The 20,895-nt window shown below is 50.8% G+C and carries 10 protein-coding genes; 2 read left to right on the forward strand and 8 right to left on the reverse strand.

Going from position 1 to position 20,895, the window contains the following annotated elements:
- Window positions 1–4 precede the first annotated feature (4 nt).
- Genes JFN90_RS06230 through JFN90_RS06240 form a run of 3 tightly spaced genes read right to left on the reverse strand, consistent with a single transcriptional unit; the run spans window position 5 to window position 5,454 of the window.
- Window positions 5–1,123 carry a hypothetical protein gene (locus JFN90_RS06230; RefSeq protein WP_199394234.1) on the reverse strand — a complete coding sequence of 373 codons (1,119 nt, stop codon included), beginning with the start codon at window positions 1,121–1,123 and terminating at the stop codon, window positions 5–7.
- Window positions 1,113–4,886, reverse strand: coding sequence for a hypothetical protein (locus JFN90_RS06235; protein ID WP_199394235.1), 3,774 nt, complete (start codon window positions 4,884–4,886; stop codon window positions 1,113–1,115). The genes JFN90_RS06230 and JFN90_RS06235 overlap by 11 nt, the downstream gene beginning before the upstream one ends.
- Window positions 4,864–5,454 (reverse strand): hypothetical protein, encoded by a 591-nt coding sequence (locus tag JFN90_RS06240; RefSeq protein ID WP_199394236.1) that lies wholly within the window; start codon window positions 5,452–5,454, stop codon window positions 4,864–4,866. The genes JFN90_RS06235 and JFN90_RS06240 overlap by 23 nt, the downstream gene beginning before the upstream one ends.
- 701 nt (window positions 5,455–6,155) lie before the next feature.
- On the opposite strand from JFN90_RS06240, the gene JFN90_RS06245 reads away from it, so the two are divergent.
- Window positions 6,156–6,977, forward strand: coding sequence for a ParB/RepB/Spo0J family partition protein (locus JFN90_RS06245; protein ID WP_199394237.1), 822 nt, complete (start codon window positions 6,156–6,158; stop codon window positions 6,975–6,977).
- Window positions 6,978–7,057: 80 nt separating this feature from the next.
- Complete coding sequence (locus tag JFN90_RS06250) at window positions 7,058–7,417, forward strand: helix-turn-helix transcriptional regulator (RefSeq protein ID WP_199394238.1); 360 nt, start codon at window positions 7,058–7,060, stop codon at window positions 7,415–7,417.
- A gap of 173 nt (window positions 7,418–7,590) precedes the next feature.
- On the opposite strand, the gene brxL is transcribed toward JFN90_RS06250, so the two are convergent.
- The 5 genes from brxL to brxC are packed head-to-tail and all read right to left on the reverse strand — an operon-like array spanning window position 7,591 to window position 20,892.
- Entirely contained in the window at window positions 7,591–9,636 is a 2,046-nt protein-coding gene (gene brxL, locus JFN90_RS06255; RefSeq protein ID WP_199394239.1) for a protease Lon-related BREX system protein BrxL, read from the reverse strand.
- A gap of 3 nt (window positions 9,637–9,639) precedes the next feature.
- Window positions 9,640–12,201, reverse strand: a complete 2,562-nt coding sequence (locus JFN90_RS06260) for a PglZ domain-containing protein (RefSeq protein ID WP_199394240.1) — start codon at window positions 12,199–12,201, stop codon at window positions 9,640–9,642.
- A 19-nt stretch (window positions 12,202–12,220) separates the two neighbouring features.
- The gene (locus tag JFN90_RS06265; protein WP_199394241.1) at window positions 12,221–13,006 is read right to left on the reverse strand and encodes a DUF2971 domain-containing protein; all 786 of its coding nucleotides are present in this window, start codon (window positions 13,004–13,006) and stop codon (window positions 12,221–12,223) included.
- Between the two features lie 3 nt (window positions 13,007–13,009).
- A complete protein-coding gene (gene pglX, locus JFN90_RS06270) occupies window positions 13,010–17,329 on the reverse strand; it encodes a BREX-1 system adenine-specific DNA-methyltransferase PglX (protein WP_199394242.1) in 4,320 nt (1,439 codons plus the stop codon).
- A gap of 20 nt (window positions 17,330–17,349) precedes the next feature.
- Complete coding sequence (brxC, locus tag JFN90_RS06275) at window positions 17,350–20,892, reverse strand: BREX system P-loop protein BrxC (RefSeq protein WP_199394243.1); 3,543 nt, start codon at window positions 20,890–20,892, stop codon at window positions 17,350–17,352.
- Between the last annotated feature and the right edge of the window lie 3 nt (window positions 20,893–20,895).

Below are 20,895 nucleotides of genomic sequence, written 5' to 3' on the forward strand. Positions count from 1 at the left end.
GGGTCTAGTCGAAGAGTTCCTTGTCGAAAAGATCGTTCATGGTGACCTTGGTCGTAGCCTCGGCGTTCTCTCTCAGCGTTTCGAACCTTTGCCTGTCTGCCCGTAGCTGCGTGATCATAATGTAGAGGCAGGTCAGGTAATCCTGGTCGATGACAAACTCCGCCCGGTCATAAGTTTCTTGGGTGGGCTTGCCCCGAGGCGAAGCCAATTCCCGGTTGCAAACCACGTGGAGGGTGGAGTCTCGCACGGTGTAGATGGCGATGATCTCGCCCACCTTGTTGGCGTTGAACTTCAGGAGGGGCTCCGGCAGCCACCCTCCCCGGGCATCGAGAGTTCCCAGCGTCAGAAACTCCTCGCGTGCCTCGACGAGCTTGAGGAGTTTCCAGTCTTCCAGTGTCACCATGTCTCCTCGGACGTTGACGATGCTGACCATGAGCTGTGAGCCTTGGCTGCGGAGCGATACGGCCGCTAGGTGATCCCGGGAGGCCGACCTGTCGATTTCCTCGGTGACAGGCTCAAGGTCGTTAGGGAACTCGCTCCTCAAGTGGCTCTTTAGTTTTTCGTACATGTGCTGGGTGAGGAGCCTGCCCACCTTGATCCTCCTCAGGTAGCTTTTGCACGCTTCGTTCTTCGCGGCGCCTATGGCCCCTTCCGTGATGCTATAGGTAAGCTGGCTGGGGTTCTCGATGGGAAAACCCAACTCGCTTTTGATGGGGGGAAGGAGGGAGGCTATCAGCTGTGATATGCGGAGGTGTTCCATATTGATCCGGCCGGGGTCCTGCTTTCGCTTTTCCCTCTTGGCTCTCGCTCCTTTCGGGTCTATGGCTTCTTCGATGTAGTCGGCCACCGTTCGTGGCCTCAGGACGATATTCCGAGTCCCCCTGGTGGTGATTCGTTCCTGTGCGCGCCGCTGATGCGCTTCTCCCGTCGTGAGGGCCAACGTCGCGAGGCAAAAGGTTCGGTCGGCCGAATCCCGCGCCTTGTCCTGGACCCCAGCGAACAGGGCTGCAGGAGAGAGGGGCATCCACCGGGGCTTCGCCTCGCCGGCAGTGAACTCGATGCGAACTGGCCGACAGGTCTCCAGATCGTTTTGTACCATGTAGAAACGTTGGTCATCTATCAAGGAGAGCATCCAGAAACGGCGCTGGATCGAGTCTCAGCGCTTTAGCCATTTTCTTGATCTGGCTTCGGTTGGCTGCCGTGTCCGTGAGCCCACGAGGGGCAAACTTACTGTGTTGCAGCGAGTAGAACTGAGATCGTTTCAGGCCATAGCCCCTCAGCTGGTTCAAGACCTCGGTCCCCTTGATGGGGCGTCCGGCGATGTCAGGCTGATGGAGCGCATGGACGAAAGACTCCAGGCACCTCGCATGAGCAGGGTTGGACGGAAGTTTGTCCTTCTTCCGCCCTGGTAGGACGACCACTCGGGCACAGGCCTCGGCGTCGGCTCCGCTTAGTCCAAGACGGCGAAACAAGCGCGTCACCCGTGGGCGGTCCCAGGTCTCCCCCTCTCCTGCATGAAACGGCGTGGTCGCGCATTCCTCGACCTGAGCCTCGGTCAGGTAAGGGGAGAAGGCCTGGACGAGGGCACCCCTATCAGGGAGTGTTCCTGCCAGATAGAGGGAGCGAAATGGCTCTATCCTTTTATCCGGCCCCTGCAGAACAGCTCGGGCTACCCTCCGGGCCAGCCCCTGGTTGATCTCATCGTCAAATGGCACAGCAAAGATTAGCTCTTTTGCTTTTGCTGCATCAGTCCCGAATTCTCCCGCCAGGGCATCCACCAAATTCAAAAGTGGCAGCGTCGGCATGATTACCTGCGGCTCGAAGGGGGTACGACGGGCGTTCTCGACGTCGTTGGAGGTCCACTTTTCCTTAGGGGGGCGCGGGGCCCCTGGCGAAGGGGCGGCGTCTTTTTTCTTGGACATCATTTTCTGCATGGTCAGGTTCTGTTCAGCCCAGACCTTATTGAGTCGCTCCGGTACTCGACGCCACATCCGTTGCCCCGGTATCTTCCCCTGTAGTACCCCCCGGAGAAAAGAGCGCGTAACGGCGGCGGCTTCCCCCCCTCTGTTGTTACTCTGCCGTCCTCGCACCTTCACCCGGTGGAGAACCTTCTCCGGCACAGCATTACGGTTCCAGCGACGCTCCTCCTGCATCTGCGAGCGATGGGCGAGCATCTCCGTGATGTCGCGGTAGGGAACGGTGAACGGGGAAACTGTTCCATGGGGGGTGAGGACCAGTTTCCGCTTCCAGTCGAAGTCCCCGTTGAACTTCCGCTTGCCGATCTTCTGCACCAGGTCTTTGTCGTTATCCTCGCTTTTCATGATCTCGTTGAAACCCGTGAGTCCATAAAAGTTGTATTCGAAGATTTCAGTTCCCTGGTGATTTTCGTCTTTCAGCCGGTCTAACTGTTCGAGAAGCCACATCCCTTCCACTGTGTTACGGTCCGTGGTGGGACCATCCTGGAGCCGCTGGTAGCGTTGATCCTGGCGCATCAGCATCGGAGCCGGCATCCCCTCTAGCTCGCCCCCGGCATTCACGATATCGGTCAGCGGTGGTTTGTGGCCGAATTTGGCCGAGATGGTTACCGCTTTGCCATCCCGATAGGCGGGGCGCTTGCTCTGGTAGTGGATCCAGCCGATTTGGCCGCGCGTCTTAACGGCAGCGATCTCGTCGGCCAGATTCTTTACCTCCAGGAAGACTGGCTTGCCGGTCAGTTCCAGCCGAGCGTTCCGCATCTGACGGATAGGCATGTACTGCAACAGGTTGTCCATCAGCTCGGAGCAACCGCAGGCCTTAAGGACGACATCCAGGTTTGTGAAGGGCTCTTTCAGCACCAACCCCTTTCCCTTAAGCCAAGAGTAACAGTCGGCTGTTTGAAATCGGGCAGGTCTGGGTAGGCCAACCAGGAGGCCATCGGTAGTTGCTGAAGCCACGAGGATTTGCTTGTCGGGCTCTTTGCCCCGGTTGTACCGCTCGATAGCCAGGAGGACTGCTCCCAAGGCTGCGCGGGGAAGCCCGGTGGTGAGCGCCGCGGTGCATGGATCGGAGATAGGGGAAGGGCCGAGCCGTTTCATCTCCCCGCTGCTGGGGCCGTAGCTCTTGCGCAGGTTGATTGCCTGGGCCGTCTTACCGTAGAAGCTGTTGACGTACTCTTTCGTCAACTGTTCCATGACCATGGCTTCCCGCCGTTCATCGGGAGGCAGAGTCTCATTTTTGATCTTCTTCTTGTACGTTCCGCGCTGATGAATCAGGTCCTTCAGGTGCTCGAAAAACGGCCGACGGGGCATCCCGTTCTCGTCCAACTGTACCGGCATTTCGAGACTCCAGACGGCCTGGATTCTAGCTCCCGCGGCCTTGGCCGTTATGATCTCGATGCTGGTAGCCACGCATTCCCCTTGCAGAGGATAGACGAGCCCGTACTTCAGGTGGGGTACCGCTAGGCAAGGATACTGGGTCCGCTTGGGAAAGGAAAACCGGACCCGGGCGATACCAGGGATAATAGTGCGCTCCTCCCGCGTATTGCCAGACCGGCGGGCCGCGCGCCACCTCTGGTACCACTCGTTGACGAGGGTATTATCGGCAACGGTGGCCAACTCCCTTAGTTTTCGCGCTTGCCGCCGCCCACTGGCCCCCGCCCGTGCGATCTGGATCAACTCAGCGTCAAACTGCTTCAAAACCTTGGCCCCCTCATCCTGGTCGTCATCTGGCTGAACGGCTCGTCCGTCCAGAATTGCCTTGACGGCTCGATACTGTTCTGGTGTTACGCCCTGAGCACGAATAGCATCGTCGTCCAGATCGTTGAGACGATAGGTGAGGGGGAGGTATCGGACTGGCAAGGGAGGCTCGTAGAGATCGAGGTATTCCTTTTGTTTTTTACTGGGGTCGAAGGGGAGGGCGTGGGGATTGATACCGCAAGCTACGGCAGGCACCAGGCTCATGGCGCTCGGGTAGCACCCACAGAAGTCCACGTCGGTCCAGAGCCGGTTCCCCATGATCTCGATTCGATCGCTGCGCCCCTGCAGGTATCCTTCGTTCCGGCCGCCGTGGTAGCCTCGGCGAATCAGTTTCAGATGGTCGCCGTACGGAGACGATTTTACTGCGTTGAGGTAGTTTTTGAAGGCAGGGGAGCGGAGCAGGAAGCCGGTAACAGCTCCAGAGGCGAGAGTTTTGTAGAGCTTGGTTCTCCCGGAGAGCTTGATGAGGCAGTCAGTCAGCAGGAAGAAGAGTTTGAGTGTAACGGCGCTATCTTGTAGGGCATACTCTCTATATCGCGCCGGTTTCAACTTGAGGAAGCACTGCATCCTCTTCTTGTAGAAGTAGGGGATGTCGATTTTGAGATCGTTTTCGGAGCCGAGGAGAGCAGAGAGCTTCTTGAGGCTCTGGTATCCGGCTGGTGCGAGGAGGCGTGTGTCGTAGAGTTGGACATCGAAGGGGACGCCGGCGCCAATCTCCAGCCGGAAGGGGTGCAGACCGGTTACCGGACTCTTGCGGATCACGCTCAGCTTCCGGCTGATGTGGGCCTCCTTCCGGTCGGCCAGCACGCTCCATTCAGCCGTGGTGTGGTGGGAGATTAGAACAGCGACGTTTCTACCTTCAGAGAGGAGGCCCGGGATTTCGCCCCCGTTAACGGAACGGACGCCGATTGCCACGATGTCGGCAAGAGTAAGCCGCTTTCCCGGTTCCACGTACTCAATGACGTTGTTGCTGCCCCCAGCCGCGGCGGTGGCAACCTGGTAGGAGAGGACAACGTTTCGGTTGCCGGACTCGAACCACTCCGCATCGAAGCCCATGAAGTAGACGTTCTGGTACGGCCGCAACGGCCAGGGGGGGGTGCGCAGGTAATCGAAGATATGTCGATACTTGTCACTCAGGAAATCTAGGGACATCACTCGATCCGGAAATCTTTGGCGTTATGAGACGGATCGGCGGGATTTTCTTCTTCTTGAATTGAATCTGCTTCTCGGAGAGGATCTGATGGAGTCGTTCCAGCGGAGCGCACCCCGGCTTCCCCCCTGGATAGCAGCTCCGGTCCCCGCGGTTCCACAGGGAAAGGAGTTCTTCAATCCGGTCGTTCAGCTCCTGGCGATCAGTGAAGTCCCCCTCAATGGCGATCGGCTCGGTCCGGCGCGGGGAGGGCACCCGGCGCGTTTCGAACCGGACCAGATTTCGCCACAGCTCGGAGCCGGGGCGCCGGGAGTTCCCCTGGCATTCACGGATTTCCTGAATCACGGCTGGATACGGTTTTCGTACGGCACAGGCGAGGTCCGGTAGCCCCGCAGTGGCGACCTGTGGCGACCTTTCCGGCAGGAAGGTGGTCAACACGATCCGTTTTCTCGACATCTTCATGGAGCCGAGGCTTGTCTCCCGGAAGACCCGATTAATCCCGTCTACCACCACTTGAGCGTTGAGCCGCGGAAAGACCCCCGCGTAAGCCCACCCCGTGAGTTCTTCCATCACAATCAGCAGCGGTTCGACGGCTCCCCCGTAACTCACCCGAGTTCCATGGATCACATAGGTTCCCGCCTGTACCGGTGGGTGAGGATGGCGTCGCTGGTGCCCCTCGCAGGAGAGCCGGAAAATTCGGTTCCTAAGAGCGCCATGTGTTGCGCCGTCCACCAAGGGGAGCAGCAGGTCCACAATCCGGGAGTCGCGCAATCCGAAAACTGTGGAGAGAAGGCGGGCTACTTCCGCGTGTATTGTCCAAGATTTGGTCATTTCGCCTACCATCTGGTCAAATCGCGCACACGTTACGCGTTTATCTATTTGAAAATATTATATAAAGTTGGTCTAGCTGTTGAGAAAAAAATTACAGTATATCGTACTGAATCTAATCACTTAATCATATGATTTTATAGCAAAAAGTTTCGTTTAGTACCACCCGAATTGTTCGCCCGCCCGAGACAGCTTTCCGTCCCTGAGTTCCTTCCTCCCAATGAATTCGCTTCTGACAAAGTGGCGACAGCCTCTTCCTGATAACAGACCGATATTCCATCATAAAATGAAAACTGGGTCTTGTGTTTGCTCCTATTCCGGACAAAAGCCGATGTTGTCCCGTCAGCTCCATCCCAGGAAAGGAGGCGCAGTAATCGAGGCGAGTGTTAGTTGGGAAGTATTGGAATTCACACCCTGAATGAAAAGAGCATTGTGGAGGGACTATGGAAGAAGCAATTGAACAAAATGAAATCCTCTCCGAGGAGACACCGGTGACCACACCTGCCGGCACTTACGAGATCGGGCAGCTTTACCACATCAGCCCCTTCGACCTGGAAGGCGACCCGCAACAACCGCGCAAGACCTTTGACGCGGAGGCCATGGCCTCCCTGGTCAAGTCTATAAAACACTACGGTGTTCTCCAACCGGTCCTTTTCCGGCAGGACCCCTCCGGCGCCCGCATCGTGGTTGCCGGGGAGCGTAGGGTGCGGGCCGCCCGTGAGGCAAAGCTGGAGTCAATCCCGGCGCTGTGCACCAGCGGCGATACCGCGGAAAAAGCCCTGGTGGAGAACCTGCTCCGCTCGGACCTGACGGTGGTGGAGGAGGCAGAGGCGGTCAAGCGCCTCCAGGACGAGGCGGGCTACAAGAACAAGGAGGTCGCAGCGATCATTGGCAAGGCCGAGTCGACGGTCTCGGAGATCCTCTCGCTGAACCGGCTCCCGGAGGAGATTCGGAATCGGGCCCGGGGGAATCGCTCCCTGACACGCGCCGCTCTGGTCAAGATTGTGGGCAAAGGGAAAGATGAAGCAACCATGATCGCGGAGTTCGCCCAGTTGTTGGCAGAGCTGAGCCAGGGGAAGGAGCCCAAAGCGGTGCCTTCGGCAACCGATAAGCTCCTGTCTAAGATCGAGGCTTTGATTACGGCCATAAAAGGGATTTCCTTCGATGAACTGGAGGGGGCGACTCGGGACCGGCTGGTAACCGACCTGGTGACTCTGGAGACCTTCATCTCCGAAAAGTTAGGCCAACAGAAGGAGGAAGTATGAAAGGGAACAAGATAGGTGCCCCCCTGGCATCGATACCCCCTCGATTCGGGGAGCCCGGTTTAATTGGAAAGGAGGCAAAGATGCATTTTACTGCTGAGCTTAGAGCATCCGATGAGCTCTTCCAGGCGCTCGCGGAAGCTATCACCATAGGGGTGATGAAGAACCTCGACCAGAGGTTCACTGTCCTGGAAAGTGCCTTGGCCAAGGCTAGAGAAGGGAAGCACATTCCCACCGACAACCGGGACCCCAAGGGGACCACCAGCACCTCGAAGGTGCTGACCCGCCGCCAAGTGTTAAAGATCCTTGGCGTCTCTGGCACCACCCTCTGGCGGATGGAGCAAAGTGGTACCTTCCCCAAGGGAAGGCAGATCTCCACCCGCCGCGTTGGGTACTTGGAAGCCGACGTAGAAGCCTGGATGCAGAACCGGCAGGCAGCCTAGCCACCGGGTGCAACGCGACCGCTAAACAAATCTCGGCGCATCGAACCATTTCGGTGCGCCGAGTCTTCATCACCCCACCCCGTAACCACGATGGCCACACAAGCAATTTCCTGGATGTTGGTTAATTCATCATGAACCTGTTGAGTAATACCTCGTCAGTCCGTATTTCAGCATCACAACCCCAGCGCTTTAAAAGCCCCGGTTTTCGGATCACCGAAAAAGATCGGATCAACATGTTCCATAATGTCAGAACTGACATCAAGGAAGTTGCGCTTATTTTCTATGGGTATAAGTGCCTTTCTGGCACCGTTATCCATTGCGACCTGCAGAGGTTCAGAAAGCGAGCGGAGTGGTTTGATGTTGCCCTGAATGCTCATGTCTCCAAGCACCAGCAGTCCTGGGAGAACTGTTGCTTTCCGTAATGACGAGTAACAGGCGACAAACAACGCCACGCCAATTTCGCACTCCTGCTTGTTGTTCAACAAATCAATCGCCTCAACATGGAAATCGGTGTTATCAACCTCTTTTCCGATACCATACTCATTCATATGGGTTTTCAGATAGCTGAAGGCACGGTTGATGGATTCTTTCATTGCACCACTAATGCCACCTGCCAACTTTAGTTTTCCTGTGCCATGGGAAAGACTAACTTCAAGTCGGTATAAACCAACTGTGCCATCACTGCTGACAGACGCACTATAGACGGTACCTGGTGGCAACGGTTCTGCGGTGATCAGGTCACGTCCACCTTGTTCAGGAACACCGACAAACTTTTCCTCGCCGGTTTCATTGACGGTATAGCTGAATGAGGTGTGGTAATACTCAAACGAGCCCATCTTCTTCAATTGCTCTTTAACGCGGCGCCGACCTTCCATGGCAATTTCGGTCAACTCAGCCAATTCATCTCTACTGATTTCACCATGCGGGTAGAGCACCTTCATAAGTCCGGAAACTGTTTTGCGAACAGCTTTGCGGTCACGAGCGTTAAGATGACTGCCAAGCGCAAAGTGATGGTCTATGACTTCAGTGAAATTGTGCTTTCGTAACTCCCGAAGTGCCTCTGCAAGATAATCCACAACAAAGCCATAACGATCGGTGAAATGTTCGTTATGCATCTTTGGAATTTCCCAACCAGGCACATAGAAGTGCAACCGGTCTATAAATGCCATGTCGTCCCGGATAACATCCGGCATTGGTGCGAAAAGGTGTCCCGTCTGCACCATTACATCAATTGGCTGATTGGTGTTGCCAAACATGGCAATACTGGCGTAGCCCCGGTCTTCCTCATGACCTCGCTGAAACGTGCCAGACTCGCAATAGGTCTTCATCGTGGTGATAACTTCTTTCGGCATTTTCTGAAGGTCAGCAACTTCATCAAAACCAACAACATCCCAGATACTGACCATCCCCTTCTGTTTGCCGCTCATGTGGCCAAATAGATTTGCAACCGTAGTCGGCCCTGTCATAAGGGCTGCATACGGAGATATTTCCTGCACCACATAGCTCTTGCCTGTACCGCGTGGCCCAAGTTCGACAAGGTTGTAGTTTCGTTCTGCAAGTGGAATCAAGCGAATAAGGAACAGCAGTTTCAGGCGTCTGTCCATTTTGCTCGGTTCATACCCCATACTGCGGACGATAATGTCCATCCACTCGTCGGAGCTGAATTCTGAACGCCCTTTTCGGTAAGCATCTAGGTCGAAAGTGGCAAGCTGTATCGGGGTAAGCTTGTCGATCCAGAATGGGTTCTTACCCTTGTTGGCTTCGTCATACTCGAAGCGCATATCGATCTGCGCCCATATACCACCGGTAAGTAGTCTGTCGTAGTCACGTACATAAGAGTCAGGTATGTGCACAAACTTATGACCAAAATTTATTGATTCTGCCCAGTATTCCGAGTCAGTCAACCGCACCTTGACCTTGTCAATAAAGGTGAAGCGCCCCTTCTCCTTGACTTTGCTCTGGGCTTTCGTTGATTCGTCAGGACGGATGTAATTATTGGCAAGCGTTTCGTTGACCACCTGCATGCCCATCTGAATGGCCATTTCATCAGAAGACGCGCAATACTTCCCTAAGAGGTACTCCAGAACAAACACTGGCACATTTGCTCCGACCTTAACCTTTCGGACAAGGTCTTTGCGGACCACCTTGCCTGGGAAAATTCGATTAACCTTGTCATCCAGGACATCAATTCCTGTGCTATTGGAAGTATTTTCAGCCATATATCACATCCCCAATTTTACTTCGATTACCCCGGATTGACCGAGAACGGCATCTGTTTGAGGGTCAAGAACAACAACCTGAACGGTTTCGGACTCTTCACTCAGCAGCATCCCTACCATTACCTTCTCATTTGGCTTAATAGCGACACAACCTGTGCTGGAATCAAATTCACCATGAACTGCCAAGCCAGCTTTTCCAACCTGCTTGCCTCCACAAACCAGAACAGGTCGAACTGTCATCGGGCCTGTGTCGATCATATCCAAAAGATTTGTCGTTGCGATCTCTATGGTTATACCCATTGTTCTTGTTGCCAATAATTCTGGTACACCACTGACCACAATACTTCTTTGGGCAGATGACTTTACCCCCGATGGGGGGACACGAACGGTTATCAACGGGATAACCATCTCCTGCAAACTTGTACCGCCATGGTGATATGAGAGACTGCCACCAGCCTTGAACACGCCACTTCCTGAAGGGAATATAAAGTCCAATGGGCTGTCATAACCAAGCTCATTACCACTTACCTTTACTGTACCTTGTGGCGATGACCCTCCCTGGCCAATCCAGCAACGACGGTGCAATTCAATCGTCTTGCCACCAGGGCTGTCAGTTTTCATGTCATCACCTTTTTCTCTGCTGAATAGGTGACCATGATCTGCTGCCAAGACGATTTGCTCTATGCCACATGATGCAAGTTTACGGACCGCTCGTGCCACATTACCGATAACAGTATCCATGACTTGTCGTGCTAAAAAGTCAGACGTTCCTTCACCAAGTGAATCGATCTCTTGAGAACGAACAACTATCATCGGAGAGCCGGCCAATTTCCCCTGAAGTTTTTTACTGTTCATCTGCAGCAGTTCGTCCAACTCTAGCTCCACCAACTGTTGTTGTCGAGCCTTGATAAACTTCCTGCGTGCGGGGAGATCCCCCAGAAGACTTCCAGCAATTCGTATAGACAGCTTGTCTTTATCAACTATTACATCAAGGCTGCTTGAAGCCTCTGGCAATAAGGCGGCCATTCCCACTTTAGTAATTGATGGCAATGAAACAATTGCCGGTCGAAGGGTGACTTCTCCCATACCTTCCAATTGTTTGACAAGCTCATCACCCATTTCATATCTCATCGCATCAACCAGGAAATATGCGACAGGCACGTTGGATGGAGCTACGAACTTTTCATATATATCTGACTGCCGTACTGTACCTGGAATCTGCCATTGAGCCTCTTGCAGAACCTTGGTGAACCCAGATGACATGACCTGAAGAGCGTTATCATATGCCTGCTCAATAGCTGATAGAGCTTGATGTAATACCGGTTCATCCTCCAGTTTTGCGACAAGAGCCTCCAGTTGGCGATGCTGCTGGTCCATGCAGAACCAACCCTGTTTGCTGCTGTAGGCGGAGACCCATTTCTCGGGCTTGCTGCTTGCTGAATTCATTTCCGAGATTACTTTTTGGATTGATATGCCAAGATCAGCCATCATCTTGCAGGCGCGCCATTGGGCCTTACGATCCATCTGACGATCTACCCAGAAGCTGCTGCCTCTTTCTGTTTCTACTCTTAGCGTCTCCGCATAATTCCCATTTATAATTAGTGAGTCACAATAACGCAGAAGCGCTTGTTCCTCAAAGCGGAACGTATCTATTGACCCCAAACATTCGGCTGGGATTGCCGCCGTATCGAGATTCAACTCCGCTTGCACGGAATCAGCCATTGCTATGTATTCTTCTGGATGATCCTTTCGGAGTGTCTGGATAACAAGCTTGAGAAAAGCAACTTTGTCTTGCTCTTGAGGAACATCAATCATTGCCAGTGTTGGTGGGACAGTGCATTGCAGATCGTTGGAAAACTCGCCAACGAGAAGTGAACGGCATATTTTCTTGCGTGCCTCATGAATCGGGAGTTCGGGAGCAGTAGTTATTCCCAATCGCGTTTCAATTAACTTATAAAGCCCCTGAGACGCGCTCTTTTCAGATATCTCGGCATCTTTTCCCGATGATGCAAGCCATGATGCTACGATTTTATCATTCTGGCTGACCCCGAAAATGACCTGAAGCATAGATGGCTGAACAGACGTTGTCCCTGATTGACCAACAAACTTGACAACATCTTCATATGTAAGAGCCTCAACATTCAGAAGCTCATCGATATGACCGTCGTCAAACCCTTTCTCCTTCAAAGCATTCCGTGCCTGACGCTTGAGTGAGAGCTCGTAATAACATTCACCACCCTCCTCAAACTCCATAAGAACGGAAGAGGTTTTCTGACGTGATTCACCTTGCATGTAAATAACAAGGGGTTCCGGTTGTGGTCCTGATGTCAGTTGATCAACCGCGAAACGAATTTCAAAGTATGATCCTGCATAGGCAATAAAGTGGACAGAATTTCCGTCCAGCTGAAAAGTTGCTAGTTCACCTGGTGGAAGCTGGGTCACATCTCGCTCAATCAATTCCGATATGAACGGCTGGAACTCATTTCGTGGGTCGTACCAGACCAGTACTCGGCGTTTCAGTTTTTCTGCCAACTGCTTTTTTTGATATTCATGAAATGGGTGCATTATTATTAACCTATTGGACTTAGCAGTCAGAGAGTTTAATTGAATAAGAATGTGGAGACTTCCTGGCCTGCTTATAAACAACCGGCTTATCCTTCAATATTTGACGGATTGTTAATTTGTCTTTTTCAGACATTTGACAACCAAATATTACCCCGATGAGAGCATTGGGATTGTACGGAAAGATACGATCACCAGGCTTATCTTGTCTGCCATTAGGCTGAACAATCAGGCGATATTCTTGTTCGTATTTCCAATGTTTTGATTTCGTCAGAGTAAATGTTTGAGCAATCCCATTTAGATTGGCCCTGACAAATTCGCTAAAACGAGGGTAATTGTCTTTATAGACAACTTCGCCACAAAAAAATAATTCACGCAGTTTATTGGCATCAAATTCAAGACAATACCCTTTGTGGTTATTGGCATAATGAGACCACATGAGTATATCAGTGTGCGTCTTACTTAGGCATAAAATGCCTAACTCACTGCTCTGCTTCTCAAGAATTTTTCCCCATACGTCAAATTGTTCAGCAACTTTTTCACGACTTCTATGCTCTCCGCCCTGCAAAACAAGATCAATTTGCTGTTTTCTCTCCTTCGCTGTAAGTTCTGGTCGATTGACTTCTAAAAAACGATTGAGAAAAAGTCGCCAGTCATTATCGGTCGTACCTTCAAACGAAAACATGTTTTTGCAATCATAGGGGTCATTAAACTCTTGGGGAGAAGCAAAATAAAATTCACTGTGGATCAGCTCACATAACGAATACTGATTCAAACTTCTGTAGCGATATAATGTCTTAGGCACCATTCATCAACTCCTACGCCTTCTTCCGCCACCAGCAGCCACTGGGGCTGCAAGTAGCTTCTCCAAAGCATCCTTCACCGTCCGTGATGATCGCTCAGCAACAAATGCATCTATCTCATTCTGTGAGACGTCTTTGGGTTGCCACTTTTCGTCTTCGTCCAGTTCCCACAAATCATTCTCAAGGCCGTGTGCAATAGCATGGCTCAAGTCTTTTCTGCATTTAAGGACTACCCGTTCCGGCCAAAGGTGCATTGCCAGATGGGTCCAGTCATATTCGCCTTTTACCAAAGCATCCCAAATTTGCTTACATTCCTTCTGCCAAGCTGCAATGTGAGGCACTAATCGCCAGAGCAGGGCAAAGTTGATTAGCACGCCATCGTTTAAATCCGGATTCCAGAGTGGGGCAACCATCGCGACTTCTTCGCGGAAAGTCTTTAACTCTTCAGTAAGAGTTTCCTGATCAGCGATGAGCTTTCTTTGCCCTGCAGTTGGGCTGTCACCGATCTCAGCACGGAGTGTTGACAATTTTCGTTCCTCAAGCTGAAGCTTTGGCACCACATAATCATTCAGCACTTTGAAAAGAGTGTCTTTATTGAATCTGTGGTAGTAAAGCCAGACCGAATAGCCTTTTGATGGGATTGAGAGGCACCAGTAAATCGGCGCCTTTCTGCGACTTTTTGAATAGCGTTTGATGTGCTCGGAAAAAAACTGGGCTCTGAGCCATGGTCGAATCTCATCAGTGCTCGGCGCAAGAATAGCCAAAACCTTGTCAATTTCTTCAACTGACTTATTTCCCCAGATGGTATTGAACACACGCTGGACGCTCGCTTCTATGTCATCAGCGTGTCCCTTGTCTTCAACCAATATTCCGCTCCAAGAAATTTTGAGCGGGTAATCATCTTGGGTAATAGTCGGAACGCTTATGGAGCCCTTTGCTGGCAGTGTATTCGCATCGGGCCGAGCCCTTAACCACTCGTCACTGACAATTGTATCTGATTGTGCTGGCAATCCATCAGGTGCAATCAACATCCCTGGAGGGGATGCAGGCAGTGGATCAAATGGCTGGGGAAGTTTTGGTGCGAGAGAAGAGTCCATTGCCATACGCACGTCCCATCGCCCATAGCAGCAGCCGACGCAGTAGGACATGAAGCCGAATGCCTTTTCTTCAGGAGTTTGCTGAATAAGCTCAATGACAGCTTCATCATCGGAATCTTCATCTTCACCAGGATCGTCATCGGCTTCAGTATCAGGTGAAGTTGAACGGATCTGGACAGCCTCCCGAATATCTCGCTCAAGGTCATATAGCTGATCGGGATCAAGATGGAAGGCTTCTGCAACCTTAGCTTCCAAAGTTCTTCCGAGTAATGAGTAGAGATCCCATGCTGTTGAATCATTTTCAGGAGATTGTATCCAGGCAGGGATTGTGAATTCCTGGAATGGTTCATACCCTTGAATCACCGCTCGACGCGTGTTGACCTGTTCATCTACAATTGCTTTAATTTCATTGATTGTAGCTTTCGGTAAATCAGTTAGTGGCAGATTCTGTACCATGCTGGCTTGAAACTTTGGACGAGCAAACATTTCGCCACTAAATCTGGCAACTGCACTTCCAATGTTTGAGGCACAAATCCCAAGAACTGTATATTCCTCACCAGAATCAGGGAATATCTGCGCTCTTCCTGCCGTTGGAATCACGCCAGAAGGGACCAGATAAGGGACGAGCCTGGTGGAGCGGAGCATATAGCTGAAGCCTGGCTCCAGATAATATGATTCGTTCTGGGGTCTTGACCGTATTTTCCCTTTATCATCAGCAAAGTTTTTTATTTCAAAACCATTGCTATTCCAGTTTACAGCCAAGGTAATAGGTGAAAACCACGGTGCAGCGGATTCTGTTTTGGAAAAAGGAACCCACATCCCTTTATCTTCAAGTTCATAAAGACATCTTTGTCGTAATGACCCCCCTTTTCTGTCAAACGTAATGGGTTGAGGAACAATTTTAGAGTTAGGGATTTCCCATAACAGGCGAAGATGCCGGTTGTCTTCACCAGTTTGAAGACCAACGCGGATTGAAGCCTTATTTCCTTCAAGTTGCGGAAAGTCTCCAAGCGTCTGTATTGTTTCATCCATCACCCAATACGCATAAGGAGAGCCCTTCAATCGACTGAACTCCTCTGGAGCAATAAGGAAAACCCGCTCTGATGCTTGGCCTTGGCGTATGCTCTCAACTTCTGCCTTGAGTACATCATCCTTGTTATCTTCAAGCAAAGCTCGAATAAAGTCAGACTCTGAAGAATTTCTCGTTCCTTTCGAAATTACATAGGTTGCTGTTTCAACCATTGCATCAAGAACACCATCTCCCAGATCGGCCAATAGCGATACATACCCGTCATGCCCAAGTACGTTGGTTCTCAATCCAGCAAATGAACCCAGGAAAAACGGCGTCCGACTCGAAATAGCGGCTACTTTGCCGTCCGCATGCGTCATACCAAGCATGCGCTCGATAAAGTTGGCAAGCAAATCCCCTTTGGTACGAAAATAAATCGAATCAATATAAGATTTTGAGGCTTTGCTCGATGCACCAAATGGTGGATTCATCAGTACTACATCGAATTTCTTCCGGCATAGATCGACAAAGGCAAAACCACGTTCAGCATCATCTGCAAATAATCGCCTTTTCAAACCTGTTTCATCAGTGGCACTTTTTGCAAAACTATGGAGTGCATTTATCAGGAGTTGCTCGGTCTTATCCCAGAATTGCTCTTCGCTGATGTCTGATACGTCAAATAACGTCAACTGGGCTTGGACCTTGCCCCCCATTTCCTTCTCAGAAAAAAGCAGTTGATTCCCTTTCTTGTCTACGGCCTGCTTATACTCTCGTTGCCAGACATCTTTAGCCTCGGCAATCGCATCATTGATCTCTTCCTCGATTTTGAGTAGAGACCCTGCTTCTCCTGCCAGCTGCATCTTTTTGAATACCACCATCACAAGCTGACCAAGAATCTTGGGTGTAAGTCCAGAGACAAATTCCTCCAGTAGCTCAGGTTGACCAGGCATTGGTTCAGCAACGACAAAATTGGTTTTTTTGATGCTTGGCCGCTGATCACGCGCAATCCCAAAGTCATTATATGAGCGTTGGGCTCTCATCCAGAGTGACAAGGATGCTATCTGTGCTGCACGAGGATCAATATCGATCCCGTGCAGATTATGCTGAAGTATCAGGCTGGGGATGGCGTGTCGCAACGCTTCGATATTAGAATAATCTTTGCGAAGTGAATTCCCGGTAGTCTCTGATGAAACCGCTGAATCATCCTTCCAGGCCTCCTCATAGATTATCTGCAAGAGGTCAAACCCGTATAGCAGGAAGTGTCCAGATCCGCCTGCAGGATCGAGAACCTTGATGTCGCGCGGGTCTTTCTTTTTTCTGAAGGGTATATATGTTGGTTGTTTGAGAAGATCTGATTGGCTAACCCCAGATTTCTGAACATTATCTGGAGCCGTTTCTCCGCATTTCAGAAATATTTCTGAGGGGCGGCGAACCATATACGTGCAGATATTAGTGAGATTGGTGCTGCCATGCATCATCTCATACCAGATACGGCCCAGCGTATTGTCAGTTAGAAACTCGACCACATAACGAGGGGTGAAAAACTGATTGCGAACTGCTAGTTCACGGGTATTGCGCGGGGATCGTGAAGCTTTTCGCATTGCTTCACGTTCTTCTTTGGGGTTGAAATATTGATAGACCCAGCCGATGGTTTCATCAGCATCCCATACTGATCCCAGTTCATTATTGTTGAGTAGTTGCAGTAATTCATTGAACGCTAAACGGCGCGGCCACAGCAGGCTTGCCACATCCCGCCTGTCAAAAAGAACTTTAACCTCGTTCCCAATCTCATCAAACAGGCACTCCAGATACAACCGGTATCCCTTGTCGGGTAAAGAGGCTAATCCTGGCGCCAAACCAGTGAACTCTTTGAAACCGGCAGACTGGTCACCGTTTGAGATACACTGCTGGACAAGCTTGCGAGCTTCAAGCATTTTAAGAGCTACAAATCGGTTAAGTGTGGTAAAAGCTGCTTCCCTCAGATAATCATTAATCGCATCAGTGGGGTTTAATCCCCCTGCTTGTTTGTGCTGAATTGCAGCTACTATCTTCTCTCTCGTCAGGCGCTGTTGTGCATCAAGGTGCCCCCCCGGCTGAGGCGCTATTGTGCCATCTTGGAGGATGTCATAGATTCCTTCCAGCTGCTTCGAATACTCATGTTCCAATAGTCTGCGTGCAGCCTGAGTTGCCCGCTGCAGAGCATTGCGTGTTTCTTTATCCATAGTTGATTCCTATTTGATTCCTATTGAACCAGAATCTTTTTCCCTTCGCCGATCAGGCGGGCACATTCATCACGCAGTCCTGCAAGTGCTGCATCCAACTGTTCCTCAGATTCAATGCCACCTTTAAAGAAATCGCCGACTACGAGCTTGACCAGACGATTCCCTTCAAGCAGCTTCATCATTTCCTCAATGGCGCTGTTAAGCCTAGAGCTGCAAGCTGCAACATCGGCCCTTAATTCAGGTACGGTGATTCCGTTAACTTCCTTACTGGTTCGGGATGTAAGCGGTTCAGAGATCCGTTGTTGTTGAGTTTCATCCAATTGCTCCCATCCAGGGGCCACAGATAATTTTTCATATGCAGCGGTGTATTCATCAGCGCGAGAGTTAATCGCCTGCTGATAACGATTGTTGTATTCTGCAGCGAGGTCACGCGTATTCTGGTCAATCTCTGCTATATGTTGATAGAACCGTTCTCTGCCAAGCAGGTCATCGAGTGAATCAGCTTTTTTGAGTATTTCTTCTGCAACGTCTCCTTCTGACCGAAGGAATGGCACAGAGCCATTCATTACCTGACGCGCACTCTTGACAATCGCAATCTGAGGCTCTTCAATCGCATCTCTGATCTCGTTAGCTCTTTTGATTGCTTCTTTGATTTGTGCATAGCTGCCGTTGAAAGACGTTATGGCAGTGCTCTGCTTGCTGGTGCGTATGGCACGGATTTGGCCGAGTGCTTCTTCCAGTATGGTTGAACCGGGGAGGCTATTGGATACCAGCAGCGTGAATACTTCCTGCATCTGCTCCTCATAAGTTGGAAGTTCCCGCTGGATAGTATCTGCTACTACTCCTTGTTCAAGCTCAGTTATCTCTTTGCCAAAAACATTTTTGAAAGCATCGGCTGCTTTGAGACAATCTTCGAAAGTAACTTCGGATACTTTAGGGCGGAAGGATGCGGATCTGAAGGTGTTGTTGTTGGTGAAAGTGTTCTTTGCTTCGATACTGAGGGCAGATTCAATGGTCTGCCCTTTGCTGGTAGCTTCAATTTTACCTGAGCGTAAGAGTGAAACCGTGAACAGACGAACAATGTCGAAGTCCCATCCAAACGGTTCTCTTGCAAACTCTTCTTCAAGGAACTTGCCACTGGCAACTTCACCATAACTCGTTTTGTTGTGGATTTTTGTCAATACTTCATAGAGCGGGCCACTATCAGTTTTAAAAACAGGAACCCCTTTCTGATCTTCAAGGAGACTCAGAGTATTGAAGACCGTTGGCAATCCGTGGAGATTCTGTACTTCCATCAGTGCTTTTAGGTCATTGGCCTGTATCTTTGCTGCTGCTTCCGCAAAGCGGTCATAGACCATTGGCAATGCCGTTCCGAGTAGCTTTTCAGCTTCAGGCTTTACTTCATTGCTGCCTGCACCGGGGCTGCGGTCATTGCCACGAAAGTAGACCGAGCCACTTAGAAGCGCTGTTTTCAGCAGTCGCTTCAGTTCATCAAGATGGCGGTTATGGCGCCTCTTTTCCTCGGTAACAAGAACGCCTTCGTCCTTTGTCTGGACACTTCGCTCTTTACGAGAAAGGATTTCCTTTGAACGATATACTTCTGCCATTTCCCGCTCGATAGCAGGAGTAAGAGCACCAAGCCAGAAGACCTTCATCTCTTCCTTCTGACTGCGCCCCCTTAGTTCAGATTGCTGTGCAGTGTAATCTGCACCTTCTTCAGCAAAATACATCTGCACCATGATTTCACCATCAAGAACCAGCTTGTCATCAAGTGAAAGCCCGGCTTTGAACATCTTAGTGCTGTGCAGATTGTAGCTTGGTTGCGGTGTCCAAAAGCCTTTAACAGTTTCAGAGTAAACACGCTTGGCTTCACCTGGCTGGGGGGTAAGCCCAGCTCTTTGCCGCTCCCAATCGTCCTCTGCAGGGGTTGGAATTCTAAAACCATCATCGCCATGGCGAACCATGTGTGATTTCACAAGAGCATCAAGGGCTTCTCTAACCTCAACCAGCTTTGAATCTGCACCTACGCCTGGATACAGAGATGCAGCAATATTCTCGGGTGTCCGATGAATACTTTTTACAAACTGAAGCAGACAAATGGCTTTTGCCACAGGTTGAGCGAAAGGATGGGATACCTTATGCTTGATATCGGCTATCCGTCCTCTTATTTCACTACTGATATTGCCTTCCACCAGATCATAAATCAGGTCCACAGACGCAAGAGCCCCCAGTTCTTTTCCCGCAAGATTGACAGCAGGATTGATAAGTAGCTGCTGGGCAAGCTTGATGATAGTTCGGTTCGCTCCACCTACATGCTTACTGGCGCCACCCTGCATACGCAGGCCCGAAACAACCTGAATGATAAAATCCACCTGATAGGGGAGCAGCGGATAGAGATCCATGAATCTCTCCGCGTCCAATGTTGGCAGCTGAATATCTGCTGTCAGGCGGGAGTGGGCTTCCAAGGCACCACGGTTGTCTTCAAAGAGCTTTCTAAGATTCGGTTCTACTTCCGATTTCTTGGAAAGTACTCTCTTGCTAGTAACCTCGGAAATATCTGAAGGTTCGAGGTGTACCTGGATCTCTTGGGGGAAACGATCCATGAGGCGTGCAAGTTCAACCCGGCGATCATCGAGACCACCGACAAGCTCGGTCAGCTTTTCCTGTGAGGTAACGATGAGCCACATCTTGCCGCGTCCGACACGGCCAAGATTTTGCACAACGGCCTGCAGATCAAGCATCTTCTGGACGTCTCGTGCGACAAACTGCCCAACCTCATCAATGACAAACACCAAACTGCACTCTGGCTTGTGGCGTTCCATAAGAGACTTGCACCGTTCAGCCAGCCAACCGGGAGTGATATCGGCTCTGCCTTTAGCCCCTTTTACCCATGAATCAGCAGCAGGGTAAGTGCCAGGTTCCATATCGCTCATGACTTTACTGGCTTTCCCAAGGGCCATCATGACGAGGTTTTTCTTGTCGTCCCATTGCTCACCAGGGAAAAGTGCTGCGTAGCGGCTCTTGAAGTCAGATAAGCGTCCTTCCTCTTCAAGGTTTATTTCCAGTTCTGCAAGATCCAGATCTTTTGCATACCCAAGGCTTTCCAGGAACAGGCGATACATGATTTCCGTAATGGTCTGGTTTCCTGAACGGATACCACGGTCAGTAGAAACATCAAAGATTACGGCGTGTGTAGGTATTTTTTCGTTGATCTGCGTTAGGAGTAATTTGATTTTGTCATTGCTGCTTCGCTCACCGATGAGAGTTCCTGCTTGCTTGCCCGATATGATACGGTTTGAAAGGCCAAGACCGAGCATCTTTGCAAAACTTGACTTACCTGAACCAAAAAAGCCTGACACCCAAACACCGATGCCTTCGTGTGGTTTGTTTGGAGTTTCCCAATATCTGTCAATTATGCGGGTAAAAGACGCTCGGATCGCATCCGTGAAGACATATTCTCTAATCTCCTCATAGATAATCTGCTCATCGGACTGGTCTACCTTGATGACCTCTTCGATGCGTCTGTCAACCTGCTGGGCAAATATGGATGAAATCAGCGCCATGTT

This window comes from Geomonas propionica, assembly GCF_016458235.1.
Taxonomy (GTDB): Bacteria; Desulfobacterota; Desulfuromonadia; order Geobacterales; family Geobacteraceae; genus Geomonas; species Geomonas propionica.

Coding starts and splice junctions, on each gene's coding strand:
- JFN90_RS06265 (WP_199394241.1), bottom strand. CDS start 13,006: ATGGTGCCTAAGACATTATATCGCTACAGAAGTTTGAATCAGTATTCG.
- JFN90_RS06250 (WP_199394238.1), top strand. CDS start 7,058: ATGCATTTTACTGCTGAGCTTAGAGCATCCGATGAGCTCTTCCAGGCG.
- brxL (WP_199394239.1), bottom strand. CDS start 9,636: ATGGCTGAAAATACTTCCAATAGCACAGGAATTGATGTCCTGGATGAC.
- JFN90_RS06235 (WP_199394235.1), bottom strand. CDS start 4,886: ATGTCCCTAGATTTCCTGAGTGACAAGTATCGACATATCTTCGATTAC.
- JFN90_RS06260 (WP_199394240.1), bottom strand. CDS start 12,201: ATGCACCCATTTCATGAATATCAAAAAAAGCAGTTGGCAGAAAAACTG.
- pglX (WP_199394242.1), bottom strand. CDS start 17,329: ATGGATAAAGAAACACGCAATGCTCTGCAGCGGGCAACTCAGGCTGCA.
- JFN90_RS06240 (WP_199394236.1), bottom strand. CDS start 5,454: ATGGAAGAACTCACGGGGTGGGCTTACGCGGGGGTCTTTCCGCGGCTC.
- brxC (WP_199394243.1), bottom strand. CDS start 20,892: ATGGCGCTGATTTCATCCATATTTGCCCAGCAGGTTGACAGACGCATC.
- JFN90_RS06245 (WP_199394237.1), top strand. CDS start 6,156: ATGGAAGAAGCAATTGAACAAAATGAAATCCTCTCCGAGGAGACACCG.